The following is a 26,282-nucleotide window of genomic DNA, read 5'->3' as shown; positions in this document are numbered from 1 at the left end:
GATGAGATTTCCCATGATGAAGACCACGGCTTCGCTGAAGCCCGCCGAGGTCGAGAAGAAGTGGATCGTGATCGACGCCGAGAACGCCGTGGTCGGCCGCCTCGCGACCTTCATCGCCAACCGTCTTCGCGGCAAGCATCGGCCCGACTACACCCCCAACGTCGACTGCGGCGACGTGGTCGTGGTGATCAACGCCGACAAGGTGAAGTTCACGGGCAAGAAGCTCGAGGACAAGATCTACTACTGGCACACCGGCCACCCGGGCGGCGTCAAGCAACGCACCGCCGGCGCGATCCTGAACGGCCGCTTCCCGGAGCGGGTTCTGGAAAAGGCCGTCGAGCGCATGCTGCCCAAGGAAAGCCCGCTGGCCCGCAAGCAGCTGACGCACCTGCGCATCTACAACGCGCCCGAGCATCCGCACGCCGCCCAGAACCCTGAGACCATCGCGTTCGCCGATCTGAACGCCAAGAACGTGCGGAGCGCGTGAGCATGTCGGAAGAAAACACCCCCGTCGCCGAAGCCGCGGAAGCCCCCAAGGCGACCGGCTTCGACGCCCTCAAGGGCCTCGGCACGCAAGCCGCGGACACCGTTGTCCACGAGCGTAAGGTCGACGCCCAGGGCCGCTCCTACGCGACCGGCAAGCGGAAGAACGCCATCGCCCGCGTCTGGATCAAGCCCGGCAAGGGCAAGATCACCATCAACGGCCGCGACCAGGAGATCTATTTCGCCCGCCCCGTGCTGCGGATGATGATCGCCCAGCCGCTGGAGCTCTCCGACCGCGCCGGCCAGTTCGACGTGATCGTTTCCGTGCAGGGTTCGGGCCTCTCCGGCCAGGCCGGCGCGATCCGTCACGGCATCTCCAAGGCCCTGACCTACTATGAGCCGGAGCTCCGCGCGGTGCTGAAGCCGCACGGCCTGCTCACCCGCGACAGCCGCGTGGTGGAGCGCAAGAAGTACGGCAAGGCCAAGGCCCGACGCAGCTTCCAGTTCTCGAAGCGCTAAAAAGCCGCGCGCGAAAACTCGCGTTTCGGAAGGGCGCTTCGGGAAACCGAGGCGCCCTTTCTCTTTGTCTGGATCATTCCGCAATGCCCCACACAGTCTTCATCGATGGCGAAGCCGGCACGACAGGCTTGCAGATCCGCGAGCGGCTGGCCGGCCGCAGCGACCTGGAAGTGCTGTCCATCGATCCGGCGCGGCGCAAGGACCCCGGCGCGCGCGCCGAGCTGCTGAACGCGGCCGACGCCGTCGTGCTCTGTCTGCCGGACGACGCGGCGCGGGAAGCCGTGTCGCTGGCAAAGTCGAACAGCGTGCGGATCGTCGACGCCTCGACCGCGCACCGGACGCAGTCCGGCTGGGCCTATGGCTTCGCCGAACTGGACAAGGACCAGCGGGCGGCGATCGCCGGCTCCACGCGGGTGGCGAACCCCGGGTGCTATCCGACCGGCTTCATCGGCCTGGTGCGGCCGCTCGTCGCCGGCGGTCTGATCCCGCCGGACTTCCCGTTGAGCGTCAACGCCGTCTCTGGCTATTCCGGCGGCGGCAAGGGGCTGATCGCGGAGTTCGAGGGCGCGACGCCCGCCGGCACGAGCGACGCCTTCCGCGTCTACGGCCTGAACCTGGCGCACAAGCACCTGCCGGAGATGAAGGTCCACGCGGGCCTCGACCACACGCCGGTGTTCGCGCCTTCGGTCGGCCGCTTCGCCCAGGGGATGATCGTCGAGGTCCCGCTGCAGCTCTGGGCGCTGCCCGGCAAGCCGTCGCCGGCCGACCTGCATGTGGCGCTGCAGGCCTACTACGCCGGCGAGCGGTTCGTGGAGGTGGCGAGCGGGCCGGAATGCGCCGAACTGCAGAAGACCCGCGCCGGGGCCGGCGGCTATGTGGCGGCGCTCGATCCCGAGGCGCTGAACGGCACCAACCGCATGAAGCTCTTCGTCTTCGGCAGCGCCGACGGGAGCCAGGCGCGTCTCGTCGCCCTGCTGGACAATCTCGGCAAGGGCGCGTCCGGCGCGGCGGTGCAGAACCTCAACCTGATGCTCGGCCTGGAGGAAGGCGCGGGCCTGTGATCGCGCGCTGAAGATCGATCGGGACTTGTAACTTTTGCCCATGGCGCCACGTAATCCAGGCATGAGCACCCCGATTCACGCCCCTCTCTCCCGCCGCGGTTTCCTGATGGCCACCGCGCTCACCGCCGGCGCCGCGGCCGTCCCGGGCCTCGCCCTCGCGGCCGAGGATCCCTACGCCGCCTCGCCGTTCCGCAAGATCAGCGACAGCGAGTGGAAGCTGCGCCTGCCGCCCAAGTCCTACGAGGTGCTGCGCCACGAGGACACCGAGCCGCCGGGCAGCGACGGCCCGATGCTGAACGAGCACCGGAAGGGAACCTTCGCGTGCCTGGGCTGCGGCCTGCCCATCTTCAAGTCGGACTGGAAGTTCGAGAGCGGCACCGGCTGGCCCAGCTTCTACACCTACATCCCGGGCGCGCTTCTGAAGAAGGTCGACCTGGCCATCGGCGTGCCGCGCACCGAGTACCACTGCGCCCAGTGCCTGGGCCACCACGGGCACGTCTTCAACGATGGCCCCAAGCCCACCGGCCTGCGCTACTGCAACAACGGCGTCGCGCTCAAGTTCATACCGGCTTAGGCGGCCTGGGCGGTTTTGGCGGCCGAGGCGAAGCGGGCGCCGCCGGCGCCGCGCCGGAGGCGGTGACGCCATCCTTCTGGTGGATGCTGCCGGAGCCCGAGACGTTGCTTTCCAGCTTCGTCGGATGGTTCAGCAGGGTGACATCGCCCGAACCTGAGATATCGACATTGGCGACGCCCGTGGGGCCCAGCGTCGCTTCGCCGGAGCCGGCCACCGTGACGTCGGCGTCGGAGACCTTGAGGTCCGTCAGGTCGGTCGCGCCGGAGCCGGCGATGGCCAGTTCCACGCCCTTGGCCTCGCCCTTGGCGGTGACGTTGGCGCTGCCGGAGATGTCCAGGCTCAGCCGGTCCTGCTTGTAGTTCTCGATGGCGAGGCTGCCGTTGCTATCGATGGCGAAGTGGCTGACGGCCGGGGCGCTGACCACGATGCTGAGGTCGCCCCAGTGGTGGTGGCCGTGGCGCATGAAGCGGATGTGGCCGTCCTCGACCTCCACATCGGCGACTTCGCGTTCCGGGCCGCTGACGGTCACCTTCCCGGCGCCGGGCGCCTGGGTGTAGCGGACGTCGGCCGGCACATCGACCTCCAGCGTGTCGCCGCCGCTCCAGGCCAGGTCGCGGGTGGTCTGCGGGCCGCTGTCGCGGCCGTGGCGCCAGTGGCGGTCGCCCCAGTCGTCGTTCCAGCCCCAGCGTGCGTTGCCGTCGAACCAGCGACTCCAGACGCCGTCGGTGAACAGGTCCGGACCGCCGATCGCGACGGCCGAGGACAGCGAGACGACCGAGACCAGGAAGCCGGCCACGGCGATCATGACGAGCACGCGGATCATTAGAGGGCTCCGTGGACTTGCGGTTCAAGGGCCGGCGTCAGCAGCCGGTAGTGAAGGCGGCCGTACCAGACCAGCGCATTGACCAGGCCCGTGGTGACGATGGCCAGCACCGCGCCGCCGGAGGCCGCGCCGGCCATCAGGCCGACGCCCGCCAGCATGGTCGCGGTCACACCGCCGGGGAGACCCATGAAGGGCCCGGCCGCGAAGACCACGCCGCCGGCGAAGAACACCGCCAGCACCGCGACGCCAATGCCGAAGATCGCGCTGCCCACGCCCATCAGGATCGGCAGCAGGATCAGGATGTCGATGGCGCCCAGGCCCAGCACCGCGAACACCGCCGAGGCGCCGGCGGACGCGCTGCGCTCGGCTTCCCAGCGGCGCAGGCCCGCTTCGGCGCGCAGCTCGCGGGCCAGCCGGCTGGGGTCGCCCAGCGCCGCGGCCACGTCGGCCTCGCTGCGGCCGGCGGCGGCGCCTTCGTTGAAGTGGTTGTTGTAGTCCGCGATGATGTCGGCCTGGGCCATCGGCGGCAGGCCGCGAAGGCCTTCCATCAACCGGGCCATGAACGCCTGCCGGGTCATTTCGCCCCTCCAAGAATGGTTTCCACCGCACCGGAGAACGCGCTCCAGGCGGATTTCTGCGAGGCGAAGCTCGCCTTTCCGGCCGTGGTCAGCCGGTAATACTTGCGCGACGGGCCGGTCGGGCTCTCGACCAGATAGGTCTCGACCAGCCGGTCCATCTGCAGGCGGCGCATCAGGGGATAGATCGTGCCTTCGCCCATGCCGATCGAGTCGGAGAGCTGGCTGGCGATCTCATAGGCGTAGCTGTCGTGCTGCGAGAGGAGGGCGAGCACGCAAAGCTCGAGCGCCCCTTTCTTCAGCTGAATGTCGATGGCTTCCGGCACGTCGGCGCCTCCTTGCAAGTCCAGAACCTATGGCAAGGTATTGGGCGGTGCAAGGTAGCTGGCATTAAACCTTAGTAACGTAACATCCCTCCCTCCAAAGGGGAGGTCAGCTCCGCACCTTCACATAGGTCCCCGGCGCGTCGCCCAGCGGCTTCAGCTTGCCCTTGGCGGGGTCGCGGGCCGGGACCTGCTTGCCGGACCTGGCCTTCAGCCACTCGATCCAATGCGGCCACCACGAGCCGGGTGTCTCGGCCGCGCCCGCCTGCCATTGCTCGAGCGTGGCGGGGAGCGCGGGGTTGGTCCAGTGCTGGTACTTGTGGGCCGCGGGCGCGTTGATCACGCCGGCGATGTGCCCCGATCCCGCCAGGGTGAAGTTCACCGGCCCGCCAAACAGCTTGGCGCCCTTGTAGACCGAACGGGCGGGCGCGATGTGGTCCTCCTTGGAGGACTGCACATAGATCGGCGTCTTCACCTTCCCAAGGTCGAGCTTGACGTTGTCGAGCACCAGATCGCCCTTCGCCAGCGCGTTTTCGCCGTAGAATTTGCGCAGGTAGTACATGTGGAGCGTCTTGGGCATCCGCGTCTGGTCGGAGTTCCAGAACAGCAGGTCGAAGGGCTTGGGCTCCTTGCCGAGCAGGTAGTTGTTCACGAAGAACGACCAGATCAGGTCGTTGGCGCGCAGCGAATTGAACGTGTCGGCCATGGTCTGGCCCGACAGCACGCCGCCGCCTTCGTCCATTTTCTGTTCGAGGGTCGAGAGCCAGTCATCGTTGGTGAAGAGCAGGAGGTCGCCGGCTTCCGCGAAATCCTGTTGGGCGGCGAAGAAGGTGGCGGATGCGATCCGGTCGTCGCCCTTGGCCGCCATGTGGGCGAGCGTCGAGGAGAGCAGGGTGCCGCCGATGCAATAGCCGACGGTGTTGACCTGTGAGACCCCGCACTGGTCCATCGCCGCCTGCGTTCCGGCATAGATGCCCTCGCGCATGTAGTCCTCGAAGGTGCGGTCGGAGAGCTCGGCGGTCGGGTTCACCCACGAGGCCACAAAGACGGTGATGCCCTGGGCCGACAACCAGCGGATCATCGAGTTCTCGGGCCGCAGGTCGAGGATGTAGAACTTGTTGATCCACGGCGGGAAGATCACCAGCGGGATCTCGCAGACGCTCTCCGTCGTGGGAGAAAATTGCAGCAGCTCAATGATTTCGTTGCGGAACACGACCTTGCCGGGCGCGGTTGCGACGTTCTCGCCGATCTTGAACATCTCGTAGTCGGTCTGGGCGATGGAGAGCTGGCCGCCGCCGCGGTCGAGGTCGGCGGCGAAGTTCTCCATGCCCTTCACCAGGCTCTCGCCGCCGGTGGCCATCACCTCGCGCAAGGCCGCCGGATTGGAGGCCAGGAAGTTCGACGGCGAAAAGGCGTCGGTGAGCATCTTCATGAAGAACTCGACCCGCCGCTTGGTCATCGGGTCGACGTCGTCCACCTCGGCGACCAGGCCGTTCATCCAGTTGGCGGTCAGCAGATAGGATTGCTTGATCACGTCGAAGACCGGGTTTTCCGCCCAGTCCGGGTCGGCGAATCGTTTGTCGCCGCGGGCCGGTTCGGCGACGGGCAAGGGCGTCTCGCCGCCCATCCGCCGCGCGGTGTTCTGCCAGAGGTCGAGATAGCGCGAGAACAGGTCGGCCTGGGCGCGCATCAGCCGGTCCGGCTGGGCGGCGAGCCGGCCCATCACCTCGGTCAGCGCCGGGGCCACGTGGAACGGGTCGGGCGAGAGCGCGGCCGGCCGGTCGGCCTGCCGCAGCGCCATCTCGGCGATCGCGCCCTGGGCGGTGAGCGCCGCGCGGGCGAGGTTCATGGAGAGCTTTTCCACCACCGCCCGCTGTTCGGCGGTCATGGCGGGGATGTCGAGGCCGGGCATGGCGCCGGCGGAGAAGGCCGCTGCGGCCGGGGCCGACGCTGGCGCGGGGGCTGGCGCGGGCGAGGGCGCGGCGGCCCTGACGGTCTTCGCCTTGGTCTTGGCTTTCGCGACCGCCTTGGCCTTGGATTTGTCCTTCGTCTTGCCCGGGACAGCCTTGCCGTCCTTGGCGGCTTTAGCGGCCTTGGCCGGCGAGGTTCGCTCGCTCATGGGGTGGTCCTCCGGGCGGCGAAAGCGCACGCGCTCTTTCGCCTGTCTCGATCATCGCATAAGACCGGATCGGAAAATGCTGACCCGGTCGAGCCCTTTTGTGAACGCCTTCCGCTGCGGAACCGCTGCGCGCGTCCTGCTGAGCGTAGGTGTTTGCGGCCTCGTTAGCGCCTGCGTGCACCCGTTCCGTGACGCCCAGGTCGATCCGCGGTCGCCGATCGCGCCGGAAGTGGCCAAGACCGTGCGGCCGGGCGCGGCCTATCCGACCTTCGCCGCCTTCCCTAAGGTTCCCAACGATGTGCGCCCGCACAAGCAGTACGGCCAGGCCGCGGCGAAGATCGAGGCGGACGCCCAGACCCTGATCGCGGCCACCGCCGACAGCACCTGGACGATCAACGACACCGGCGATTTCGTCGCCAAGGCGCGCATCGACGCCGGCCCCGAGCTGCCGGCGGTGGTTCCCGGCGACACCGAGGCCTTCGCCAAGGACCAGAAGGCGCGAGCTACCCCGCCTCCGCCGGTGAAGAGATAACGCCCCGCGGAGGCTGAAAATTCATCGAACCATGGCTTGGCTGGCTCCCGCCCGGAGACTACCAAGACCCGTCCTCCGCCTTTTCGAAAAGCCGCATTTGGGCCCTCGCGGCGCAAGACCTTTCAAATGACCCCCGATTTCCATCGCATCCGCCGCCTCCCGCCCTACGTCCTCGAGGAGGTGAACCGCATCAAGGCCCGCCTGCGCGCGCAGGGGACCGACATCATCGACTTCGGCATGGGCAATCCCGACATGCCGACGCCCAAGCACATCGTCGACAAGCTGATCGAGACCGCCCGCGACCCCAAGGCGGGCCGCTATTCCGCGTCGAAGGGCATCGTGGGCCTCAGGCGCGCCATGGCCGGCTACTACGACCGCCGCTTCGGGGTGAAGCTGAACCCCGACACCGAGGTGATCGCGACGCTGGGCTCCAAGGAAGGGTTCGCCAACCTCGCCCAGGCCCTGACCGCGCCGGGCGACGTGATCGTCTGCCCGAACCCGGCGTACCCGATCCACGCCTACGGCTTCATCATGGCCGGCGGGGTGATCCGTCACGTGCCGGCGCTGTCGCCGGAGGACTATCTGGCGGGCGTCAGCCGGGCGGTGAAGCACTCCGCGCCGCCGCCGACCGTCCTGATCCTGAGCTATCCGTCGAACCCGACGGCCCAGTGCGTCGACCTGGACTTCTACAAGGACGTCATCGCGCTGGCCAAGAAGCACGACATGCTGGTGATCAGCGACATCGCCTATTCGGAGATCTATTTCGACGACAACCCACCGCCCTCGGTGCTGCAGGTCGAGGGCGCCAAGGACATCGCCGTCGAGGTCAATTCGCTGTCGAAGACCTACGCCATGGCCGGCTGGCGCGTCGGTATGGTGGTGGGGAACGAACGGATCTGCGCGGCGCTGGCGCGGGTGAAGTCCTACCTCGACTACGGCGCCTACACCCCGATCCAGGTGGCGGCGGCGACCGCGCTGAACGGGCCGCAGGACTGCGTCGACGAGATCCGGGCGATCTACAAGTCCCGCCGCGACGTGCTGGTGGAGACCATGAAGCGGGCCGGCTGGGAAATCCCGTCCCCGGCCGCCTCGATGTTCGCCTGGGCGCCGGTGCCGGAACAGTTCAAGGAGGCCGGCAGCCTGCTGTTCTCCAAGCTCCTGATCGAGGAGGCGGGCGTCGCCGTGGCGCCAGGCGTGGGCTTTGGCGAATACGGCGAGGGTTTCGTGCGCGTGGGCCTGGTCGAAAACGAGCACCGCATCCGTCAGGCGGCGCGCAACGTGAAGAAGTTCCTCAGCCAGTCCGACGAGATCCTGGCGCGCGCCCACAACACCCTGGCGGCGCAGTAGGATGGCTCAGCCGAAAACCTGGCGGGTCGGGGTCGCCGGTCTGGGGACTGTCGGCGCGGGCCTGCTGACCTTTCTGGCCGAGCACCCGGGATTCGCGCCGGCGGGCGGCAAGGCGGTCATCACCGGCGTTTCGGCCCGTTCGCGCTCGCGGCCCCGGCCTTTCGATATCGCCAAACTGCCCTGGTTCGACGATCCGGTGGCGCTGGCGACCTCGCCGGAGACCGACATCTTCGTCGAACTCATCGGCGGCTCCGACGGCCCGGCCAAGGCTGCGGTGGAGGCGGCGCTGAAGGCCGGCAAGCCGGTCGTGACCGCCAACAAGGCGCTGATCGCCGAACACGGGGCCGAGCTTGCCGTGCTCGCCGAGAGGCAGGGCGTGCCGCTGCTGTTCGAGGCGGCGGTGATGGGCGGCGTCCCGGCGGTGAAGATGGTCCGCGAGGCGCTGGTGGGCGACGAGATCCGCTCGATCGCCGGCATCCTCAACGGCACCTGCAACTACATCCTGACCGAGATGGAGGCGACCGGCCGCTCCTTCGCCGACGTGTTGGCCGAGGCCCAGCGGCTGGGCTACGCCGAGGCCGATCCGACCATGGACGTGGGCGGGTTCGACGCGGCTCACAAGATCTCGATCCTGGCGGCGCTGGCCTTCGGCTGCGCCCCCAACTACGCCGCCGCCGAGATCGAGGGCATCGCCGGCGTCGAACTGCTGGACATCCAGCTCTGCCGCGATCTCGGCTACCGCATCAAGCTGGTGGCGTCCGCCGACCGCTCGCCGGATGGCGTGCTGGTGCGGGTGCATCCGTCGCTGGCGCCGCTGGCCCATCCGCTGGCCCAGGCCGGCGGGGCGCTGAACGCGCTCTTCATCGAGGGCGTGCGGACCGGACGCATCTTCGTTCAGGGACCGGGCGCGGGCTCCGGCCCCACGGCCGCCGCCGTCGCCGCCGACATCGCCGACGTGATGGCGGGCGCGGTGAGGCCCGTCTTCCAGGCCCCGGCGGAGAAGCTCTCACCGTTCACGCCGGTCGATCCGTCGAAGAGCATCGGCCGCGCCTATCTGCGGCTGTCGGTGAAGGACGAGCCCGGCGTGATCGCCGCGGTCTCCGAGACCCTCGCCGAGGCCGGCGTTTCCATCGAGAGCTTTCTGCAGAAGCCGGTGGAAAACGCCCCCGACTCCCTCAAGGGCGGCGTGCCCATCGTTCTGACCACCCATGCGGTGGCTGAATCCGTGCTGAAGGCCGCGATCGAGCGTATCGCGGGTCTCCCGGCTGTGCTGGACCGTCCGCGCCTGCTACGCATCGCCAGAATCTAGAAGACGCCATCTAAGAAGAAATATCCGGAGACGCTGAGAAGATGAGTTCCGAAGTCCTCGACCGCAGCCTGGTGCTGGACGCGGTCCGCGTCACCGAGATCGCCGCCATCGCCGCCTGGCAGATGGTTGGCCGCGGCGACGAGAAGGCCGCCGACCAGGCCGCCGTCGACGCCATGCGCACGGCGCTGAACGACCTGGAGATCGACGGCGAGATCGTCATCGGCGAGGGCGAGCGCGACGAGGCGCCGATGCTCTACATCGGCGAAAAGGTCGGCAAGCCCTCCGGCAAGCACAAGATCGACATCGCGCTCGATCCGCTGGAAGGCACGACGCTGACCGCCAAGGCCATGGCCAATGCGCTGGCGGTGATGGCCTGGGCGCCAAAGGGCACCATGCTGAACGCGCCCGACACCTATATGGACAAGATCGCCTGCGGGCCGGGCTATCCGGCGGGCGTGATCGACCTGGACAAGTCGCCGGCCGATAACGTCAAGGCGCTGGCCAAGGCCAAGGGCGTGCCACCCGAGGAGCTGACGGTCTGCGTGCTCGACCGGCCGCGCCATGCCGAGATCATCGCCAGCCTGCGTTCCGTCGGCTGCCGCATTTATCTGATCACCGATGGCGATGTGGCGGGCGTGATGAACACCGCCGATCCTTCCACCGGCGTCGACCTCTATGTCGGCCAGGGCGGCGCGCCGGAAGGCGTGCTGGCCTGCGCGGCGCTGAAGTGCGTCGGCGGCCAGTTCCAGGGCCGCCTGGTGTTCCGCAACGCCGACGAGCGCGCGCGGGCGGCCCGCGTGGGCATCACCGATCTCGACCGCAAATACGACCTGCACGAGATGGTCCGCGCCGATGCCATCTTCGCGGCGACCGGAGTGACCAACGGCGCCCTGCTGGACGGGGTGAAGCTGGAGGGCGGCTTCGTCCACACCCACACGCTGGTTCTCAACTCGGCGACGCGGACGGCGCGCGAAGTGCGGATGAAACGGCCGGTCTAGGCGGCCAGAGTCGGGGGAATAGGCATGACTGGCGTGAAAGCAGGATTGCGGTGGGCGCTCGCGGCGCTGACGGCGCTCGCCCTGACGATGAGCGCCAGCCTGGCGCGGGCGGCCGAGACAGTGCTCTTCATCGGCAACAGCTTCACCTACGGCGCCAATTCGCCGGTCTGGAAGTACCGCAGCGGCAGCGTCACCGACCTGAACGGCGGCGGGGTCGGCGGCGTCCCGGCGCTGTTCAAGCTGTTCGCCAACGAGGCGGGTCTCGATTACGTGGTCAGCCTGGAAACCGCGCCCGGCCAGGGCCTCGATTTTCACCTCAAGCAGAAGCTGCCATTGCTCGACAAGGCCTGGGACCACGTGGTGATGCACGGCCTCAGCACCCTCGACGCCGCCAAGCCGGGCGATCCGGCCCTGCTGGTCGACACCGTGGGCCAGATGGCCAAGGTGCTGCACGCGCGCAATCCGAAGGTCGACATCCTGATCACGGCCACCTGGTCGCGCGCCGACCAGACCTATCCGGAGGCCGGCCACTGGCATGGCCAGCCGATCGAGGCGATGGGGCGCGACATCCGCAAGGCCTATGACGCGGCCGCGGCGGCTTCGCCCTACGTGCGCGGCGTGGCGCCGGTGGGGGACGCCTGGAACCGGGCGATCGCGGTGGGCTTCGCCGACCCCAATCCCTATGACGGGATCTCGGCCGGCAAGGTCAATCTGTGGGCGTGGGACAGCTATCACGCCAGCGCCTACGGTTATTATCTCGAGGCGCTGATCGTCTTCGGGCGGCTGACCGGCAAGGATCCGGCGTCGCTCGGCGCCCGCGAGACCGCGGCGCAGGAACTGGGCATCTCACCGCCCCAGGCGACCGCCCTGCAGCAGATCGCACACGACGAACTGGCCGCCTATCACGGCAAGTAGGCGCGGGCGTCGGGCCTAGGTCTTCGGCGCGGGGCGCGTTTTCCGCCCGGCCTTCAGGAGCTCAATCATTTCGGCGATCCGCGCGGTGCGGACGTCCGGGCGGCGCTTGGTGGCGTCGATCCAGCGCAGGTAGCCCTTGCGGTAGAAGGTGGCGAGGCCGTGGAAGAAGGCGGCGGCCTGGGGGTCGGCGGCCAGAGCGGCGGCGACGTCCGGCGCCAGGCTCTCCGCCTGTGGCCCCTCGGCGTCCATCAGCACCTCGACCGCGTCGCCGATGCGGACCTCGCAGTCGCGTCGCCAGGCCGGGCCCAGCGGCAGGCCCCAGCCGCCGTCGAACTCAGCCAACGGCCCGCGGAACTTGGCGGGTCCGATAACGCCGCGCACATGATGGCGCGGTTTCGCGCCCCACTGCGCGTCCGGATCGAAGGGCACGGGCAGGTAGACGCGGCCCTGAGCGTCCTTGGCGATGGTGGTGCGGTACCGCGGCATCGGCGCTGAGCGCAACGGACGCCAGCGCTGCTGTCAAGCTGGCCGGCCCGTCCCTAGGAAGCTCCGAGGGTTTCCAGCTTGGCGAGCGCGTCCGCCGGCAGCTTGAGCGCCGCGGCGGCGAGGTTCTCGGCCAGGTGCGCGCGGGAGGAGGTGCCGGGGATCAGCAGTATGTTCGGCGACCGCTGCAACAGCCAGGCGAGCGCGACCTGCAGCGGCGTGGCGCCCAGGTCGGTGGCCACCTGCGACAGGGTCTCGGCCTGCAACGGGAAGAAGCCGCCCAAGGGGAAGAAGGGCACATAGGCGATGCCGAGGCCCGCGAGCTCGTCGATCAGGGCGTCGTCGCCGCGCTGGGCCACGTTGTACAAGTTCTGCACGCAGACCACCGGGGCGATGGCGCGGCATTCCGCAACCTGGGCCGAGGTCACGTTGCTCAGGCCCAGGTGGCGGATCAGGCCCTTTTGCTGCAGTTCAGCCAGGGCGGTGAACTGCGGCTCCAGCGAAGCCTCCACCGGTCCATGGATGCCGCCGACCCGCAGGTTGACGACCTCCATGGCCTCGACGCCCAGATTGCGCAGGTTGTCGTGCAGGCCCTGGGTCAGGTCCGCCGGCGAAAGCGCCGGGTTCCACGAGGCGTCGGCGCCGCGCACCGCGCCGAGCTTGGTGACGATCACCAGCTCCTTCGGATAGGGGTGCAGCGCCTCGCGGATGATCTGGTTGGTGACGCGGGGGCCATAGAAGTCGCTGGTGTCGATGTGATTGACGCCCTGGGCGACGGCCTCTCGCAGCACCGCCAGCGCCTCGGCATGGTCCTTGGGCGGGCCGAACACGCCCGGGCCGGCCAACTGCATCGCGCCATAGCCCATGCGGCGGACGGTGCGGTCGCCAAGCGCGTAGGCGCCGGCCTCAGCGATATCGGTCATCTGAAGTCTCCCGGGACACCCGCTATATGGGCGCGGCTCGGTCGCGCACCATGGCTCCGTCCGATTTTGACGCAAGCCTGTGCGTAAGTCCGCCTCGCCGCTGGCGACTCGTCGGTCGCGGACCGATAGTGGGCTGGCGGGGAAACGGGAGCGGCGATTGCCGGACGGAAGCGCACCTCTGGGCTATCTGGGCGTCACCCGCTCGCTCTCCGGGCGGCTCTGGCGTGAGCGGGCGGCCGATGCGGAGCTGGTGCGCCGCCATCAGCTGAGCCACGGCCTCTCCGAGCCGCTGGCGCGCGCCCTGGCGGCGCGGGGCGTCACCGCCGAGGCCGCCGAGACCTATCTGAACCCGACGCTGAAGGCGCTGTTTCCCGATCCGTCGAGCTTCACCGACATGGACCGCGCCGCCGCGATCCTGGTGGACGCGTTGGAGCGCAAGCGACCACTGGTGGTGTTCGCCGACTACGATGTCGACGGCGCCTCGTCCGCCGCCCAGCTGGTGCGCTGGTTCCGGGCGTTGGGCCACGATCTGCCGATCTATGTGCCGGACCGTATCCTGGAGGGCTATGGCCCATCGCCGGCGGCGTTTCGGCGGCTGAAGGACGAGGGCGCGGAGCTGGTGATCACCGTCGACTGCGGGGCCGCGGCGCACGATGCGCTGGCCTGCGCCGTCGAGATCGGCCTGGAGGTCGTGGTCATCGACCACCACCTGATGCGCGACAAGGAAATCCCCCACGTAGCCGCCCTGGTGAACCCCAACCGCCCGGACGACGCGTCGGGGCAGGGGCATCTGGCGGCGGCCGGCGTCACCTTCGTCCTGCTGGCCGCGCTGAACCGCGAGGCGCGCAGGCGGGGGCTGTTCGGCGGCCGGGCCGAGCCCGACCTGCGCCAATGGCTCGATCTGGCCGCCATGGGGGCCATTTGCGACGTCACCGAACTGCGCGGCTTCAACCGGGCACTGGCGGCGCAGGGGCTGAAGGTGATGTCGGCCTGGCGCAATCCGGGCCTGAAGGCGCTGATGGAGGTCGCGAAAAGTCAGGGCCCGTCGTCGGTCTTCCATGTGGGCTTCATCCTGGGGCCGCGGATCAACGCGGGCGGAAGGATCGGGCGCGCCGACCTCGGCGCGCGGCTGCTCTCCACCGATGACGCCGAGGAGGCGGGCGCGCTGGCCGAGGAGTTGGACGGGCTGAACGCGTCCCGCAAGGAGGTCGAGCGCGAGGTCACCGAGGCCGCCATCGCCCATATCGAGCGCGAGAGCAACGCGCCGGACGCCCCCATGCTGCTGGTGGCGCAGGACGACTGGCACGCCGGCGTCATCGGCATCGTCGCCGGGCGCCTGCGCGAGAAGTACCGCAAGCCGGTGATCGTCGTCGGCGTCGACCGGGCGGCCAACGTCGGCAAGGGCTCCGGCCGGTCGCAGCCCGGCGTGAACCTGGGACGAGCCGTCCAGGCGGCCTATGACGAGGGCCTGCTGCTGGCGGGCGGCGGGCACGCCATGGCGGCGGGCCTGTCGGTGCGGCCGGACACGATTCCCGAACTGCGCGCCTTCCTCTGCGAACGCCTGGCGGCGGAGACGGAGATCGCCGCGGCGGAGGACGCGCTGGAGATCGACGCACTCGTCGCGACGCGCGGGTGCGACCGGGCGCTGTGGCAGGATTTCCAGCGCATGGCGCCCTTCGGACCGGGCAATGTCGAGCCCAGCTTCGCGCTGGCCGACGTGCGCGTCGAGCGGCCGATGGCGCTGCGCGGCGGCCATGTGCGCGTGACGCTCACCGACGGCTCGGGCGGGCGGCTGAAGGCGGTGGCCTGGCGGGTGGAAGGCTCGGAGACCGGCGCCAGGTTGATGACTGAAGGCGGCGCGATCCACGTGGCCGGCAAGCTGAAGCCGGACGATTGGCAGGGCCGCCAGGGGGTGGAATTGGAGATCGAGGACGTCGCCGATCCCCGCAGGATTTAGGGGCCGCTCAAAACCCCTCTCCACGGCTTCTTGCACCGCTGGGGGAAGGCGGATATAGAGCCGCCCTTCGCGCTTACGCGGTCCCTTCGTCTATCGGTTAGGACGCCAGGTTTTCAACCTGGAGAGAGGGGTTCGACTCCCCTAGGGACTGCCAGCGAATTCGCCCCGAGCCGGGCCAGGCCCCCTCAATTCCCCTCACGCGTGCATTTTCAGCGTTGACGGCCACATAGTTACCAGAACAGTGTTATAGTTGGCTCAGTCCGATTGTCGGGATCGGGGAGTAACGGGCCGAGGGGCATATGGCTGGTTACGAATTGGAGCAAGTGGATGCGCAGGGCGAGGCCGTGCGCATTAGCGGTCGGGTCAAGTGGTTCGACGCCGGCAAGGGCTATGGATTCATCGTCCCGGACGATCCGAGCCAGACCGATCTCAAAGACGTCTTGCTGCATGTGACCAGTTTGCGCAGTTCCGGGCGCGAACACGCATTGGAAGGCTCGATCATTACCTGCGACGTGGTCCGCCGGCCGAAGGGCTGGCAGGTGGCAGAGGTCGTGGAGCTGGACGAGAGCGCCGCGCCGCCGCCGGCCGAGCGGCGTCCGCGCGACACCGCCTTCCGCGGCGACCGGGAAGCCTTCCTGCGCGGCGAATACGCCGGCCGCCCGGCGCCCCGGCGCGCGCCGCCGGCGACCGGTCCGCTGGAGCGGGCGACGGTGAAGTGGTTCAACCGCACCAAGGGCTACGGCTTCGTGGTGCGGGACGGGGAGCCGGGCGACATCTTCGTCCACATCGAGACCCTGCGCCGCTCAGGGATGGAAGACCTGCAGCCGGGCGAGGTGGTGATGGTCCGCTTCGCCGAGGGCCCCAAGGGGCTGGTGGTCGCCGAGATTGAGATCCCCGAACTCGACTGACGGCCTTGCGCCGCACGAACCGCTGCTCCTAAAGGAAAGCCATCGCCCAGCCTCGGGAGTGCGGCTTGCTATCGATCCTTGGAAGACTGGGCCTCGGCGTGTTGCTGGCCTGCGCGGCCTTGCCGGTTGCTGCCGCGATCCCGGTTGGCGGGGTCGCGATCGTACACGTCTATCCGCACGATCCGGGCGCCTTCACTGAGGGCCTCTTCTACCTGCACGGCGACCTCTACGAGAGCACCGGCATCCCGGGCCAGTCGAACGTGCGCCGCGTGCGGCTGCAGGACGGCGCGGTGCTGCAATCCCAGACGATCGCGCCCAACCTGTTTGGCGAAGGCATCGTCAACTGGGGCTCGGAGATCGTCAGCCTGACCTGGCAGGACAAGACGGGCTTTCGCTGGGACCTGAAGACGCTGAAGCCCAGGAAGACCTTCCATTACACGGGCGAGGGCTGGGCGCTGACGCAGGACGGGACCCACCTGATCATGAGCGACGGCACCCCGGTGCTGCGCTTCCGCGATCCGGTGAGCTTCAAGGAGGTGCGCCAGCTTGAGGTCACCGCCGACGGCCGCCCGGTCGCCAATCTCAACGAGCTGGAGTGGGTGAAGGGCGAGATCCTGGCCAACATCTGGCAGACCAGGCTGATCGCGCGGATCGATCCGAAGACCGGCAAGGTGAAGGCCTGGATCGACCTCTCGGCCCTGCCGGAGAGCAACGGGACCGGCAATCCGGACGCCGTGCCCAATGGCATCGCCTATGACGCCGAGCACGACCGGCTGTTCGTCACCGGCAAGGACTGGCCGCACCTCTATGAGGTTCGCCTGCTGCCGGCCAAGGGGATCGCCCGTTGAGCGCGGAAGACGCGCCCACGCCCGCGCCGCCGGAAGGCTATGAGCCGTCGACCGGGCGTGGCGGGTTTTCGACCCTGAACGGGCCTTATCTGCATCGGGCGGGCGACGGGCCGCTGATGGAGCAGTGCTTCTATGCCCAGAAGCGCCATGCCAACGGCGTCGGCCTGGTGCACGGGGGCATGCTGTCGGCCTTCATGGATGGCGTGCTGGCCGGCGCGGTCTGGCGCGGAACCCAGCAGCGGGCCGTCACCATCCACCTCTCCATAGACTTCCTGCACATGGCCCGGGTCGGCGACTGGGTGATGGGCGAGGCCAGGCTGACCCGCGCCACCCGCGACGTCGCCTTCGCCGAGGGCCGCGCCTATGTCGGCGGGCACGACGTGGTTCGCTGCTCGGGAATCTTCAAGCTGATGGGCGAGCCGGTCCGCTAGGGCAGTTCATAGCCGGCGGCGGCCTCGGCCTCCAGGGTCCGCTGGACGGCGGGTCGCTGCAGCATCGCGTCGTGCAGGCGCATCAGGTTGGGGAACTCCTCGGCCGGCGGGTTCAGCGAGCCCATGAATCGCCAGAACAGCCGGAACAGGTGGATGTCGGCGATGGAATAGGCATCTCCGACGGCCCAGTCCCTGGCCCCCAGCCGGGCGTCGGCCTGGGCGTAGACCTTGCGGGCGTGGTCCAGCCCCTGGCGGCGGGCCGGATGCACGGTGGCGGCGATGTAGGACATCCAGGAGACCACGCGCGCCTGGCCCTCGGCGTCGTCGGGCAGCAGCCGGGCCTGCGGGTAGGCCTTGGCGAGATAGAACAGGATGCCGGCCACCTCGGTCAGCGGGCGGCCGTCGATCACCAGGGTCGGCGCCTGGCCGAGCGGATTGATCGCCAGATACGCAGGCGTCTTGTTCTCGTTGCGCTTGAAGGACAGGGGCCGGCCCTCGAAGGCCGCGCCGACCTCGAAGAGGGCGATGTGGGGCGCCATCGAGCTGGCGCCGGGCGCGTAATAGAGCGTCAGCATGGCCCAAAGCCTCCCATGATGGCCAACCTAAGTCGGCGGCTTTCGTTGCCCAAAGTGGAAAACGCTTATATCGCATGCCCGCCGGCGCCCTCGGGGTGTAGCGCAGCCTGGTAGCGCATCTGCTTTGGGAGCAGAGGGTCGGAGGTTCAAATCCTCTCGCCCCGACCAGCGTCGGCCAAAGATATTGAGGTCCCAAGTCCATGCTCGCGCGCATCTTCCGTCCGTCCAAGACCGCCATGCAGTCCGGCAAGGCCAAATCGGCCGCCTGGGTGCTGGAGTTCGAGCCGAAGGACGCCAGACGGCAGGATCCGTTGATGGGCTGGACCCAGACGGCGGACACCGAGGGCCAGGTGCGGCTTTCCTTCGAGACCAAGGAAGAGGCGGTCCGCTATGCCGACCAGCACGGCATCGCCTTCCAGCTGATCGACCCCAAGCCCGCGAAACGGATCATCAAGGCCTATGCCGACAACTTCGCGTTCGGCCGCAAGGTCCCGTGGACGCACTGACGCTGAAGCTCAGCGCCCTTAGCTCAACCGGATAGAGCACTCGCCTTCTAAGCGAGCGGTTGCAGGTTCGAGTCCTGCAGGGCGCGCCATTCCGGTCCCAGGCCGCGGCTATGACGGGGCCGGATCCCCGGCCTACTTCTTGTCCGTGGCGCAGGCGGTCTTGATCACCGGGCTGACTTGGAAGGACGTCGGCGGCGGCGGATTGTTGCTGTTGAGGGAGTCGAGCAGCTGGTCGTTCACGAACTGGGTCCGGGCCTGCTTGGTGTGCTCCTCGAAGCAGAACCGCTTCAGTTCCTCCGGAAAGCGCTGCTTCAGCTCCGCCACCACCATGGCGATACAGTCCTTGTCTCGCGCCGCGCAGGCTTTCGTGGGCAAGGGCATGACCGTGACGCCGCTCACCGTCTCGCCGCCGGCCTTCGGTCTGGCGGCCGCGACGTGCGCCGAGGGCGCCTCGGCGCCGGGAATCTGCGTCGGCGGGGGCGCCGGCGTCTGGGCCGCGGCGGCGCCGGCCAGTAGGGCGATCGCGGCGGCGAGCAAGGCTGCTTTCATCCCATTCCTCCTGCGCCGGAAATAGCTCGACAATCAGGCATAGGGATTTCGCTCTGTGTCGAGTGTTACAACCCAGTCGGCGCGGCCCGGCATTTCGGCCAGGATCCAGCGGGTCAGGCGTTCGTAATAGGCCACGAAACGGGCGATCTGGGCGTCGTCCATGCCGCCGCCCTTGGCCCGAAGCTTGGCCTCCTGCTCGGCGCGCCAGCCGGCCACCACGTCGAAGCTCGGAGCCTCCAGCAACACCAGGTCGTGCAGGCGGGCGAACAGCGCCTTGTAGGGCCCGTCGAGCTGGTCGTTGACGTAGTGGCGCCAGATCCCCTTGGGGTCCTCGTCGCGCTCCAGGTCGTTGACCGGCGTGGCCAGCGCCGCCTCACCCTGGCTGACCGCGCCGACGCACCAGCCCTCCAGGAGGATCACGTCCACCGGCGAGGCGACGGTCTGCCAGGTGTTGCGGGGGCTGCGGGTGTCGCTCGCCTTGTCGAAGCGGGGCAGCGCAGCCTTGCCGCGCGTGCGCAGGGCATCCATCGCCGCGCCGGCCATGCCGACGTCATGTGTGCCCGGCGGACCCCGGGTGGCCAACAGCGGATGCACCTCCTTCGCCAGCCGTTGGCGGGCTTCGTGGGTCAGGTAGAAGTCGTCCAGCGACAGCGCCACGGCCTTTAGGCCGCGATCGGCGAGCAGCTGAGCGGTGAACCTGGCCACGGTCGTCTTGCCCGAGCCCTGCGCGCCGCAAAGGCCGATGACCGCGCACCGCTTGCGGTCGATCCGGCGGCGCTGCGCCCGCGCCGCCAGCGGCTCGCAAACCAGCTCGGCGGTGCGGCGGAAGCTTTCCGGCAGCTGCTCTTGCGCGATGAAGCGATCCAGGTCGGCGGCGTTCATCAGGCTCACCCGGCCTTGGCCGCATAGGCCGCGAGGCCGGCTTGCAGGTTCGCGATCAGGTCGGCGGGGTCTTCCAGCCCGATGTGCAGGCGGATCAGGGGACCGCCGTAGTCGGGGTGGAACTTGCGGACCTTGAGCTGGGCGTCGCAGGAGATCGCCAGGCTCTCGAACCCGCCCCAGGAGAAGCCCAGGCCGAACAGGGAAAGCTCGTCCAGGAACGCATCCACCGCCGCCGTCGGCGCGGGCTTCAGCGCAAAGCCGAAGAGGCCGCAGGCGCCGGTGAAGTCGCGCGCCCAAAGCTCGTGACCGCGCGCGCCAGGGAGCGCGGGGTGGAAGACCTCGACGACCTCAGGCCGTTCGCGCAGCCAGGCGGCGACCGCCAAGGCGCTCTCGCCGTGCCGGGCCAGCCGCGTCGGGAGCGTGCGCAGGCCGCGCAGCACCTGATAGGCCTCGTCGCCCGCCACCGCCCAGCCCAGGTTGTGGATGCCGTCGTCCAGTTCACGGGCGAGCTTGGCGCTGTTCACCGCGGCCGAACCCATGAAGACATCGGAATGGCCGGCGACGTACTTGGTGAGCGCCTGCACCGAGATGTCGATCCCGTGGTCCAGGGGCCGGTAGAGATAGCCCGCGCCCCAGGTGTTGTCGGCGACGGTCAGGATGCCCCGCGCCCGGGCCAGCTCGGCGACCCGGGTCATGTCCTGCATCTCGAAGCTGAGCGAGCCCGGCGACTCCATCAGGATCAGGCGCACGGCGTCGGAGGCGCCGCCGACCAGGTCCTCCGGGCTTTGCAGCGGATCGAAATAGCGGACCGAGATCCCGAAGCGCTTCAGGACGTGGTCGCAGAAACGCCGCGTAGGCTTGTAGATCACATCGGTGACCAGCACCTCGTCGCCGGCCTTGAGGATGGCGAGCAAGGCGCCGGTGAGCGCCGCCAGGCCCGATGGATAGAGGGTGACCGCCTTGGCGTTCTCCAACTCCGCCAGGGCGGCCTGCAGGGCGAACTGCGCGGACAGGCCCTGGCGGCCATAGGTCAGCCGGTCGTCGGTCGGATAGAGGCTGGCCGCATCCGGCAACAGGACCGTGGAGCCTTTCTGCACGGCGGGTCCGACCGTCTTGGCCGCGCGCCCGGCGCCATGGCCGGCGCGGATCAGGCGGGTGTCGGTACGCGTGGACTTGGTGGGCATACGGGTTGCGGGGCCTGGGCTTAAGGGGCGAGAGTGCCCGGAGTACGGAAAGTGGCGCACTTAGAGCCCGCGGGTGGCGCTCTTTCAAGTTGGGCTCGTTCGAGGAGCAGGGATGATCCGGCGGCTGGCCGCAGCGATGCTCGCGATCCTGAGCCTGAGCGCCTGCGACGGCGGCTCGAAGCCCGTGCCCACGCCTGTCCCCAGCGTCAAGGACGCCACGAGCCCCGCGACCCACTACAAGGCCACCCCCAGCAAGGTGCTGACCGCGGTGCGCAAGCGCGGCTACGTCGCCTGCGGCGTGAACCCCGGCCTGCCGGGCTTCGCCTATCCGGATTTTCGCGGCCAGTGGCGCGGCTTCGATGTCGACATCTGCCGGGCGGTGGCGGCCGCGGTGCTGGGCGACGCCGACAAGGTGCGCTTCAGCGCGATCAGCGCCCAGGACCGCTTCAGCGCCCTGCAGAAGGGCGAGATCGACCTGCTGTCCCGCAACACCTCCTGGTCGTTTTCGCGCGACACCGGGCTGGGCCTCGACTTCGCCGCCACCACCTATTTCGACGGGCAGGGGTTCCTGGCGCCCAAGGCGCTCGGCCTGGCCAGCGCCCAGGAGCTGTCGGGCGCACGAATCTGCGTCCAGGCGGGCACCGCCAGCGAGGGCAATCTCGCCGACTTCTTCCGCGGCAAGGGCATCGCCTACAAGCCGGTGGTGGTCGCCTCGGAGGCCGAGGCGCGCAAGCTCTATGAGAACGGCGGCTGCGACGCCTTCACCGCCGACATCTCGGCCCTGGCCGGCTCGCGCTCGGTGCTCGCCAATCCGGGCTCGCACGTGATCCTGCCCGACGTGATCTCCAAGGAGCCGCTGGGCCCGGTGGTCCGGCAGAACGACCCGGTCTGGGCCGACATCGTCCGCTGGACGGTCTATGCGGCGATACTGGGCGAGGAGCTGAAGCTCAATTCCAGGAACGTCGACGAGGCCCGGCGAAATTCGCAAAATCCGGAGGTGCGCCGGCTGCTGGGCGCGGAGGGCAGCTATGGAGCGCTCCTCAACCTCAACAAGGATTGGGCCTACCAGGTGATCCGTCAGGTCGGCGCCTATGATGAGATCTTCCAGCGCGACGTGGGTTCGAGTTCGTCACTGAAGCTGGACCGCGGGCTGAACGCACTGTGGAACGCGCCTAAGCCGGGCCTGCTCTACGCGCCGCCTTTCAGATAGGGCTAAGGCCCGGTGACGATGGGCGTATCGGCGCGCCCGGCCCACTCGGTCCAGGAGCCGTCGTAGACCGCCACGTCCTCGCGCCCCAGCCGCGCCAGAGCCAGCGCCAGCACCGAGGCGCTGACGCCGGACCCGCAGGTCGTGACGATGGGGCCGTCGAGATCGGTCCCGGAGGCCTGGAAGGCGGCGCGGAGGTGGGAGGCTGCCTTCATGGTGCCGTCGGGGTTGAGCAGACCGTTCCAGGCGAGGTTGAGGGCTCCAGGCATGTGGCCGCTGCGGAGGCCCGCGCGGGGCTCGGGAACCTCGCCACGGAACCGGGGACCGGCGCGGGCGTCGATCACCTGGGCGTCGTGGGCGGCCAGCGTGGCGCGCATGCCTTCAAGGTCGCGGACGAGACTCGGGTCGAAGGCCGGTTCGAGGGTGGTCGGCGCGGGATGGGGCAGGGCGGTTTCGAGCGGCCGGCCCTCGGCGCGCCACTTCGGCAGGCCGCCGTCCAGCACGAAGACCTCCGGAAAGCCCATGATCCGCAGCGTCCACCAGACCCGCGGGGCGGAGAAGATCCCCTGGCCATCGTAGACGACAGTGATGAGGTCGCGGCGCAGGCCAAGCGCGCCTGCGGCCTGAGCAAAGGCGTCCGGCGCCGGCAGCATGTGCGGCAGGTCGGTGGCGTGGTCGGCGATGTTGTCGATGTCGAAGAAGACCGCGCCCGGGATGTGACTGGCGGCATAGGCGTCGCGGCCGAGCTTGCCGTCGCCGGGCATGAACCAGGTCGCATCGACGATGGCGATCTCGTTGGAGCCGAGGCGCTCGGCCAGCCATCCGGTGGAGACGAGGGGATCGCTCATCACATCCACGGCGGCGTCGGCAGGCCGCGGGCCCGCAGGAACTCGGGGTTGAAGACCTTGGACTGGTACCGCTGGCCGCCGTCGCAGAGCATGGTGACGATGGTCTTGCCGGGGCCGAGGTCGCGCGCCATGCGGATGGCGCCGGCGACATTGATCCCGGTCGAGCCGCCCATCAGCAGCCCCTCGTGCTCCAGGAGTTCGTAGAGCACGGGCAAGAGTTCGCTGTCGGGGATTCGGTAGGCGTGGTCGAGCTTGAGGTCGGCGAAGTTGGCGGTGATGCGGCCCTGGCCGATGCCCTCGGTGAGCGACGTTCCTTCCGCCTTCAGTTCGCCGGTCGTGTAGTAGCTGTAGAGCGCCGAGCCGTCGGGGTCGGCCAGGCCGATGGCGACGGCGGGGTTGCGGACGCGCAGCGCCTGGGCGACGCCGGCCAGGGTGCCGCCCGAACCGATGGCGCAGATGAAGCCGTCGACCTTGCCGCCGGTCTGCTCCCAGATCTCGGGTCCGGTGGTCTGCGCGTGCGCCTCGCGGTTGGCGACGTTGTCGAACTGGTTGGCCCAGAGCGCGCCGGCCGGCTCCTCAGCGTTAAGTTTCTCCGCCAAGCGATGGGAGACCTTCACATAATTCATTTCGTTGGCATAGGGGACCGGATCGACCTCCACCAGTTCGGCGCCATAGAGGCGGATGGCGTCCTTCTTTTCCTGGCTCTGGTTGTTGGGGATGACGATGGTGCAGCGATAGCCCAAGGCCTTGGCGACCATGGCCAGGCCGATGCCGGTGTTGCCGGCCGTCCCCTCGACGATCCGCCCGCCGGGCCGGATCAGGCCCCTGGCCTCGGCGTCGCGGACCATGAACAGCGCCGCGCGGTCCTTGACCGAGGCCCCGGGGTTCATGAACTCGGCCTTGCCGAGGATCTCGCAACCGGTCAGCGCGCTCGCGTGATTGAGCCGGATGAGCGGCGTGGCGCCGATGGCGTCGAGGACGTTGGACGCCACCTTGGCGGGCGCGACGTTGGCGGAGGCTATGTTCATCGCCGCTACTTAAGCGCAGGCGCCGCCCAGCAGAAGAGGCGGAAGCTAGGCTTTCGCGAGCGAAAGCTGCACGACGCTGGTGCGCTCGGTGCGGAAGCCGGCCTCGCAGTAGCTGAGATAGAACTTCCACAGCTTGCGGAACCGCTCGTCGAAACCGAGCGGGCGGATATCATTCCAGGCCGCGTCGAAGCTCTTGTGCCACTGCGCGAGCGTGTCGGCGTAGTCGTGGCCGAAGCGGTCGATTCCGGTCCAGATGAACCCGGCCTTGTCGGTCACCTTCTTCAGCCGCTCTTCCGAGGGCAGCATGCCGCCCGGGAAGACGTACTTCTGGATGAAATCCGCGCGGCTGCGGTACTCGTCGAAATACTGGTCCTTGATCGTGATGATCTGCAGGCCGGCGCGGCCGCCGGGCGCCAGCGCCTCGTGGATCTTGCCGAAGTAGGCCGGCCAGTAGCGTTCTCCCACCGCCTCGAACATCTCGATCGAGGCGACGCGATCGAAGCGGCCGTCGACGTCGCGGTAGTCGATCAGCCTGATGTCGGCGCGTTCGCTCAGGCCCGCCGCGAAGATGCGTTGTTTGGCAAAGGCGTACTGCTCCTCGGAGATGGTGATGCCGGTGACCTTCGCGCCCACCTCCCGGGCGGCGAATTCGGCGAACCCGCCCCAGCCGCAGCCGATCTCCAGGACCGTCTGGCCGGATTGCAGGCCCATGTTCCGGGCGAGCGCCCTGTACTTGGCGGTCTGGGCCTCGCTCAGGGGCTGGCCTGGGTTGTCGAACCTGGCCGACGAATAGGTCATCGTCCGGTCCAGCCACTTGTCGTAGAAGGCGTTCCCCAGGTCGTAGTGGGCGTGGATGTTCTTCTTCGAACCCTGCTTGCTGTTGGGCCGCAGCGCGTGGCGGATGCGGTTGATGGTCCAGGCCAGCGGGTTGCCCATGGTGACATGGTGCTGGCGGTCCCAGTTGGCGGCGAAGACGTAGAGCAGGTCCGGCAGGTCCGGGGTGTCGAACTCGCCGGCCATATAGGCTTCGGCAAAGCCGATATCCCCGGCCGCGAGCGCGCGGCGGATGAAGCGGAAGTCGTGGATGGTCAGCCGGGCGTCGGGGCCGGGTTCGCTGCCGGCGATGTGCAGCTCCTGGCCGGACGGCATGATGAAGGTCATCGACCCGATCGCCCAGTTGCGGGCGATCAGCCGCACAGCGGCGCGGAACACCGCGGGCGCGCCCTTGAGGGCCGGTAAGCTGCGGAAGGCTCGCCGATCCCCGGCGACCGCCGCCAGCGACTCGGTCTGGGCCAAACTCATCCTCGCATCCCCCCGAACGCTAACGGACAAAACATATCACCACTGGTTTCGCGGGCGACAGCCGGCGGATGCCCTAACGATACGACGTAACATGTGGCGTGGACGCGGGTAGCCCGGGATTTCAGACTTGTGAAGGCCCGCCGCGCGCGCCACTTACCCGCGAACGCTCGAACGCTTAAGGACCCCGCATGGCCGTCTTGACCCTGGACCGCTGGAATATGGCCATCGGCGATGGCCAGCCGCTGATGGTCATGGCCGGCATGAACGTGCTGGAGGACGAGGGTCTGGCGCTGGAGATCGCGGCCCATCTGAAGGGCGTCTGCGCGGAATTGGGCCTGCCCTATGTGTTCAAGGCCAGCTTCGACAAGGCCAATCGATCCTCGATCCACAGCTATCGAGGCCCCGGCCTGGAGAAGGGGCTGGCGATCCTGGCCAAGGTGAAGGCCCGGTTCGACGTGCCGATCGTCACCGACCTGCACGAGATCGATCAGGCGCAGGCCGTGGCGGCGGTGTCCGACATCGTGCAGATCCCGGCCTTCCTCTGCCGTCAGACCGACCTGGTGATCGCCGCCGCCAGGGCGACGCTCGCCGCCGGCGGCCTGCTGCATGTGAAGAAGGGCCAGTTCCTGGCGCCCTGGGACTGCAAGAACATCCTCGACAAGGTCCGTGAGGCGACCGGCCGCGACTTCATCATCCTGTGCGAGCGGGGCGTGTCGTTCGGCTACAACAACCTGGTGGTCGACATGCTGGGCATCCAGGAGATGAAGGACCTGGGCGCGCCGGTGACCATCGACGCGACGCACGCGGTGCAGCTGCCGGGCGCGGACCCGCGGAGCAATAGCGCGTCCACCGGCGGGCGGCGGTTCGGCGTGCCGTTGCTGGCCAGGTCGGCGATCGCGGCCGGCGCGAACGGGGTGTTCCTCGAATTCCATCCGGAGCCCGACAAGGCGCTCTGCGACGGCCCGAGTTGCCTGCCGCTGGCTGGGGCCAAGGAGCTCCTGGCGACACTGAAGGCGATCCACGCGGTCGTGCAGCCCGCTTGACCCGGCTCCCAACGCGCCGCACACCCTGAC

General features: G+C 68.8%; 29 protein-coding genes and 3 tRNA genes. 19 read left to right on the top strand and 13 right to left on the bottom strand.

What is annotated here, in order from left to right; translation table 11 throughout:
* The first annotated feature begins 13 nt into the window (after positions 1-13).
* The 4 genes from rplM (at position 14) to msrB (ending at position 2,637) form a co-directional block, all read left to right on the top strand.
* Positions 14-487, top strand: coding sequence for a 50S ribosomal protein L13 (gene rplM / locus VKQ35_RS13285; protein WP_324362344.1), 474 nt, complete (start codon positions 14-16; stop codon positions 485-487).
* Between the two features lie 2 nt (positions 488-489).
* Positions 490-1,002: a 30S ribosomal protein S9 gene (rpsI, locus tag VKQ35_RS13280; RefSeq protein WP_324362340.1), complete on the top strand. Its 513-nt coding sequence runs from the start codon at positions 490-492 to the stop codon at positions 1,000-1,002.
* Between the two features lie 83 nt (positions 1,003-1,085).
* Positions 1,086-2,063: an N-acetyl-gamma-glutamyl-phosphate reductase gene (gene argC / locus VKQ35_RS13275; protein ID WP_324362338.1), complete on the top strand. Its 978-nt coding sequence runs from the start codon at positions 1,086-1,088 to the stop codon at positions 2,061-2,063.
* A gap of 61 nt (positions 2,064-2,124) precedes the next feature.
* A complete protein-coding gene (gene msrB / locus VKQ35_RS13270) occupies positions 2,125-2,637 on the top strand; it encodes a peptide-methionine (R)-S-oxide reductase MsrB (protein WP_324362336.1) in 513 nt (170 codons plus the stop codon).
* Here msrB and VKQ35_RS13265 read toward each other — a convergent pair.
* From VKQ35_RS13265 to phaC, 4 genes are all read right to left on the bottom strand, one after another.
* Positions 2,624-3,460: a GIN domain-containing protein gene (locus VKQ35_RS13265; RefSeq protein WP_324362334.1), complete on the bottom strand. Its 837-nt coding sequence runs from the start codon at positions 3,458-3,460 to the stop codon at positions 2,624-2,626. The two genes, msrB and VKQ35_RS13265, sit on opposite strands and share 14 nt — an antisense overlap.
* Positions 3,460-4,038, bottom strand: a complete 579-nt coding sequence (locus VKQ35_RS13260; protein WP_324362332.1) for a DUF1700 domain-containing protein — start codon at positions 4,036-4,038, stop codon at positions 3,460-3,462. The genes VKQ35_RS13265 and VKQ35_RS13260 overlap by 1 nt, the downstream gene beginning before the upstream one ends.
* Complete coding sequence (locus VKQ35_RS13255; RefSeq protein WP_324362330.1) at positions 4,035-4,361, bottom strand: PadR family transcriptional regulator; 327 nt, start codon at positions 4,359-4,361, stop codon at positions 4,035-4,037. The genes VKQ35_RS13260 and VKQ35_RS13255 overlap by 4 nt, the downstream gene beginning before the upstream one ends.
* A 106-nt stretch (positions 4,362-4,467) precedes the next feature.
* On the bottom strand, positions 4,468-6,270 hold the full coding sequence (gene phaC / locus VKQ35_RS13250; protein WP_324362342.1) for a class I poly(R)-hydroxyalkanoic acid synthase: 1,803 nt from the start codon (positions 6,268-6,270) through the stop codon (positions 4,468-4,470).
* Positions 6,271-6,652: 382 nt separating this feature from the next.
* Between phaC and VKQ35_RS13245 the strand changes: the two genes are divergently transcribed.
* The 5 genes from VKQ35_RS13245 (at position 6,653) to VKQ35_RS13225 (ending at position 11,578) form a co-directional block, all read left to right on the top strand.
* Positions 6,653-7,009: a hypothetical protein gene (locus VKQ35_RS13245; RefSeq protein ID WP_324362328.1), complete on the top strand. Its 357-nt coding sequence runs from the start codon at positions 6,653-6,655 to the stop codon at positions 7,007-7,009.
* Positions 7,010-7,135: 126 nt separating this feature from the next.
* Complete coding sequence (locus tag VKQ35_RS13240; protein ID WP_324362326.1) at positions 7,136-8,356, top strand: LL-diaminopimelate aminotransferase; 1,221 nt, start codon at positions 7,136-7,138, stop codon at positions 8,354-8,356.
* A 1-nt stretch (position 8,357) separates the two neighbouring features.
* On the top strand, positions 8,358-9,665 hold the full coding sequence (locus tag VKQ35_RS13235; RefSeq protein ID WP_324362324.1) for a homoserine dehydrogenase: 1,308 nt from the start codon (positions 8,358-8,360) through the stop codon (positions 9,663-9,665).
* A 41-nt stretch (positions 9,666-9,706) separates the two neighbouring features.
* The gene (glpX, locus tag VKQ35_RS13230; RefSeq protein WP_324362322.1) at positions 9,707-10,663 is read left to right on the top strand and encodes a class II fructose-bisphosphatase; all 957 of its coding nucleotides are present in this window, start codon (positions 9,707-9,709) and stop codon (positions 10,661-10,663) included.
* 24 nt (positions 10,664-10,687) lie between these two features.
* Positions 10,688-11,578: an SGNH/GDSL hydrolase family protein gene (locus tag VKQ35_RS13225; protein ID WP_324362320.1), complete on the top strand. Its 891-nt coding sequence runs from the start codon at positions 10,688-10,690 to the stop codon at positions 11,576-11,578.
* 15 nt (positions 11,579-11,593) lie between these two features.
* Here the strand turns inward: VKQ35_RS13225 and VKQ35_RS13220 are convergent, their stop codons facing one another.
* Together VKQ35_RS13220 and VKQ35_RS13215 are read right to left on the bottom strand one after the other, a co-directional pair.
* Entirely contained in the window at positions 11,594-12,064 is a 471-nt protein-coding gene (locus VKQ35_RS13220; RefSeq protein ID WP_324362318.1) for a YdeI/OmpD-associated family protein, read from the bottom strand.
* Positions 12,065-12,117: 53 nt separating this feature from the next.
* Positions 12,118-12,984 carry an oxidoreductase gene (locus VKQ35_RS13215; RefSeq protein WP_324362317.1) on the bottom strand — a complete coding sequence of 289 codons (867 nt, stop codon included), beginning with the start codon at positions 12,982-12,984 and terminating at the stop codon, positions 12,118-12,120.
* A gap of 157 nt (positions 12,985-13,141) precedes the next feature.
* Between VKQ35_RS13215 and recJ the strand changes: the two genes are divergently transcribed.
* The 5 genes from recJ (at position 13,142) to VKQ35_RS13190 (ending at position 17,128) form a co-directional block, all read left to right on the top strand.
* Positions 13,142-14,941, top strand: coding sequence for a single-stranded-DNA-specific exonuclease RecJ (recJ, locus tag VKQ35_RS13210; RefSeq protein WP_324362315.1), 1,800 nt, complete (start codon positions 13,142-13,144; stop codon positions 14,939-14,941).
* A gap of 79 nt (positions 14,942-15,020) precedes the next feature.
* Positions 15,021-15,095, top strand: a tRNA-Glu gene (locus tag VKQ35_RS13205).
* Between the two features lie 145 nt (positions 15,096-15,240).
* Positions 15,241-15,849, top strand: a complete 609-nt coding sequence (locus VKQ35_RS13200) for a cold-shock protein (protein WP_324362314.1) — start codon at positions 15,241-15,243, stop codon at positions 15,847-15,849.
* A 65-nt stretch (positions 15,850-15,914) separates the two neighbouring features.
* Positions 15,915-16,697: a glutaminyl-peptide cyclotransferase gene (locus VKQ35_RS13195; protein ID WP_324362313.1), complete on the top strand. Its 783-nt coding sequence runs from the start codon at positions 15,915-15,917 to the stop codon at positions 16,695-16,697.
* Entirely contained in the window at positions 16,694-17,128 is a 435-nt protein-coding gene (locus VKQ35_RS13190; RefSeq protein ID WP_324362312.1) for a PaaI family thioesterase, read from the top strand. The genes VKQ35_RS13195 and VKQ35_RS13190 overlap by 4 nt, the downstream gene beginning before the upstream one ends.
* On the opposite strand, the gene VKQ35_RS13185 is transcribed toward VKQ35_RS13190, so the two are convergent.
* Complete coding sequence (locus VKQ35_RS13185; protein WP_324362311.1) at positions 17,125-17,703, bottom strand: glutathione S-transferase family protein; 579 nt, start codon at positions 17,701-17,703, stop codon at positions 17,125-17,127. The genes VKQ35_RS13190 and VKQ35_RS13185 overlap by 4 nt on opposite strands.
* A 91-nt stretch (positions 17,704-17,794) precedes the next feature.
* Here VKQ35_RS13185 and VKQ35_RS13180 point away from each other — a divergent pair.
* The 3 genes from VKQ35_RS13180 to VKQ35_RS13170 all read left to right on the top strand — a co-directional run bounded on the left by VKQ35_RS13180 (position 17,795) and on the right by VKQ35_RS13170 (position 18,298).
* Positions 17,795-17,871: transfer RNA gene (locus VKQ35_RS13180), tRNA-Pro, on the top strand.
* Positions 17,872-17,903: 32 nt separating this feature from the next.
* A complete protein-coding gene (locus VKQ35_RS13175; protein ID WP_324362310.1) occupies positions 17,904-18,209 on the top strand; it encodes an ETC complex I subunit in 306 nt (101 codons plus the stop codon).
* 12 nt (positions 18,210-18,221) lie between these two features.
* Positions 18,222-18,298, top strand: a tRNA-Arg gene (locus VKQ35_RS13170).
* A gap of 43 nt (positions 18,299-18,341) precedes the next feature.
* Here VKQ35_RS13170 and VKQ35_RS13165 read toward each other — a convergent pair.
* From VKQ35_RS13165 to metC, 3 genes are read right to left on the bottom strand one after another with little or no spacing between them, the layout of a single operon-like run.
* Complete coding sequence (locus VKQ35_RS13165) at positions 18,342-18,758, bottom strand: hypothetical protein (RefSeq protein WP_324362309.1); 417 nt, start codon at positions 18,756-18,758, stop codon at positions 18,342-18,344.
* Between the two features lie 33 nt (positions 18,759-18,791).
* On the bottom strand, positions 18,792-19,640 hold the full coding sequence (locus VKQ35_RS13160; protein ID WP_324362308.1) for a kinase: 849 nt from the start codon (positions 19,638-19,640) through the stop codon (positions 18,792-18,794).
* A 5-nt stretch (positions 19,641-19,645) separates the two neighbouring features.
* Positions 19,646-20,824: a cystathionine beta-lyase gene (gene metC, locus VKQ35_RS13155; protein ID WP_324362307.1), complete on the bottom strand. Its 1,179-nt coding sequence runs from the start codon at positions 20,822-20,824 to the stop codon at positions 19,646-19,648.
* Between the two features lie 112 nt (positions 20,825-20,936).
* On the opposite strand from metC, the gene VKQ35_RS13150 reads away from it, so the two are divergent.
* Positions 20,937-22,034: an amino acid ABC transporter substrate-binding protein gene (locus VKQ35_RS13150; RefSeq protein WP_324362306.1), complete on the top strand. Its 1,098-nt coding sequence runs from the start codon at positions 20,937-20,939 to the stop codon at positions 22,032-22,034.
* A gap of 2 nt (positions 22,035-22,036) precedes the next feature.
* Here the strand turns inward: VKQ35_RS13150 and sseA are convergent, their stop codons facing one another.
* Genes sseA through VKQ35_RS13135 form a run of 3 tightly spaced genes read right to left on the bottom strand, consistent with a single transcriptional unit; the run spans position 22,037 to position 25,209 of the window.
* The gene (sseA, locus tag VKQ35_RS13145) at positions 22,037-22,879 is read right to left on the bottom strand and encodes a 3-mercaptopyruvate sulfurtransferase (protein WP_324362305.1); all 843 of its coding nucleotides are present in this window, start codon (positions 22,877-22,879) and stop codon (positions 22,037-22,039) included.
* Positions 22,879-23,907, bottom strand: a complete 1,029-nt coding sequence (locus VKQ35_RS13140; protein WP_324362304.1) for a cysteine synthase A — start codon at positions 23,905-23,907, stop codon at positions 22,879-22,881. The genes sseA and VKQ35_RS13140 overlap by 1 nt, the downstream gene beginning before the upstream one ends.
* A gap of 45 nt (positions 23,908-23,952) precedes the next feature.
* Positions 23,953-25,209, bottom strand: coding sequence for a cyclopropane-fatty-acyl-phospholipid synthase family protein (locus VKQ35_RS13135; protein ID WP_324362302.1), 1,257 nt, complete (start codon positions 25,207-25,209; stop codon positions 23,953-23,955).
* A 188-nt stretch (positions 25,210-25,397) separates the two neighbouring features.
* Here VKQ35_RS13135 and kdsA point away from each other — a divergent pair, with 188 nt between their 5' ends.
* Complete coding sequence (gene kdsA, locus VKQ35_RS13130) at positions 25,398-26,252, top strand: 3-deoxy-8-phosphooctulonate synthase (RefSeq protein ID WP_324362300.1); 855 nt, start codon at positions 25,398-25,400, stop codon at positions 26,250-26,252.
* Positions 26,253-26,282 lie beyond the last annotated feature (30 nt).

It is taken from the genome of Phenylobacterium sp. (genome assembly GCF_035309685.1).
Classification (GTDB): domain Bacteria; phylum Pseudomonadota; class Alphaproteobacteria; order Caulobacterales; family Caulobacteraceae; genus Phenylobacterium.
This window is presented reverse-complemented; position numbering and strand designations above follow the sequence as displayed.

Coding starts and splice junctions, on each gene's coding strand:
- VKQ35_RS13165 (WP_324362309.1), bottom strand. CDS start 18,758: ATGAAAGCAGCCTTGCTCGCCGCCGCGATCGCCCTACTGGCCGGCGCC.
- VKQ35_RS13175 (WP_324362310.1), top strand. CDS start 17,904: ATGCTCGCGCGCATCTTCCGTCCGTCCAAGACCGCCATGCAGTCCGGC.
- VKQ35_RS13160 (WP_324362308.1), bottom strand. CDS start 19,640: ATGAACGCCGCCGACCTGGATCGCTTCATCGCGCAAGAGCAGCTGCCG.
- VKQ35_RS13235 (WP_324362324.1), top strand. CDS start 8,358: ATGGCTCAGCCGAAAACCTGGCGGGTCGGGGTCGCCGGTCTGGGGACT.
- rplM (WP_324362344.1), top strand. CDS start 14: ATGATGAAGACCACGGCTTCGCTGAAGCCCGCCGAGGTCGAGAAGAAG.
- kdsA (WP_324362300.1), top strand. CDS start 25,398: ATGGCCGTCTTGACCCTGGACCGCTGGAATATGGCCATCGGCGATGGC.
- glpX (WP_324362322.1), top strand. CDS start 9,707: ATGAGTTCCGAAGTCCTCGACCGCAGCCTGGTGCTGGACGCGGTCCGC.
- VKQ35_RS13220 (WP_324362318.1), bottom strand. CDS start 12,064: ATGCCGCGGTACCGCACCACCATCGCCAAGGACGCTCAGGGCCGCGTC.
- VKQ35_RS13200 (WP_324362314.1), top strand. CDS start 15,241: ATGGCTGGTTACGAATTGGAGCAAGTGGATGCGCAGGGCGAGGCCGTG.
- VKQ35_RS13140 (WP_324362304.1), bottom strand. CDS start 23,907: ATGAACATAGCCTCCGCCAACGTCGCGCCCGCCAAGGTGGCGTCCAAC.
- VKQ35_RS13265 (WP_324362334.1), bottom strand. CDS start 3,460: ATGATCCGCGTGCTCGTCATGATCGCCGTGGCCGGCTTCCTGGTCTCG.
- msrB (WP_324362336.1), top strand. CDS start 2,125: ATGAGCACCCCGATTCACGCCCCTCTCTCCCGCCGCGGTTTCCTGATG.
- VKQ35_RS13215 (WP_324362317.1), bottom strand. CDS start 12,984: ATGACCGATATCGCTGAGGCCGGCGCCTACGCGCTTGGCGACCGCACC.
- sseA (WP_324362305.1), bottom strand. CDS start 22,879: ATGAGCGATCCCCTCGTCTCCACCGGATGGCTGGCCGAGCGCCTCGGC.
- VKQ35_RS13225 (WP_324362320.1), top strand. CDS start 10,688: ATGACTGGCGTGAAAGCAGGATTGCGGTGGGCGCTCGCGGCGCTGACG.
- VKQ35_RS13240 (WP_324362326.1), top strand. CDS start 7,136: ATGACCCCCGATTTCCATCGCATCCGCCGCCTCCCGCCCTACGTCCTC.
- VKQ35_RS13185 (WP_324362311.1), bottom strand. CDS start 17,703: ATGCTGACGCTCTATTACGCGCCCGGCGCCAGCTCGATGGCGCCCCAC.
- metC (WP_324362307.1), bottom strand. CDS start 20,824: ATGCCCACCAAGTCCACGCGTACCGACACCCGCCTGATCCGCGCCGGC.
- argC (WP_324362338.1), top strand. CDS start 1,086: ATGCCCCACACAGTCTTCATCGATGGCGAAGCCGGCACGACAGGCTTG.
- phaC (WP_324362342.1), bottom strand. CDS start 6,270: ATGCCCGGCCTCGACATCCCCGCCATGACCGCCGAACAGCGGGCGGTG.
- VKQ35_RS13260 (WP_324362332.1), bottom strand. CDS start 4,038: ATGACCCGGCAGGCGTTCATGGCCCGGTTGATGGAAGGCCTTCGCGGC.
- VKQ35_RS13135 (WP_324362302.1), bottom strand. CDS start 25,209: ATGAGTTTGGCCCAGACCGAGTCGCTGGCGGCGGTCGCCGGGGATCGG.
- VKQ35_RS13150 (WP_324362306.1), top strand. CDS start 20,937: ATGATCCGGCGGCTGGCCGCAGCGATGCTCGCGATCCTGAGCCTGAGC.
- rpsI (WP_324362340.1), top strand. CDS start 490: ATGTCGGAAGAAAACACCCCCGTCGCCGAAGCCGCGGAAGCCCCCAAG.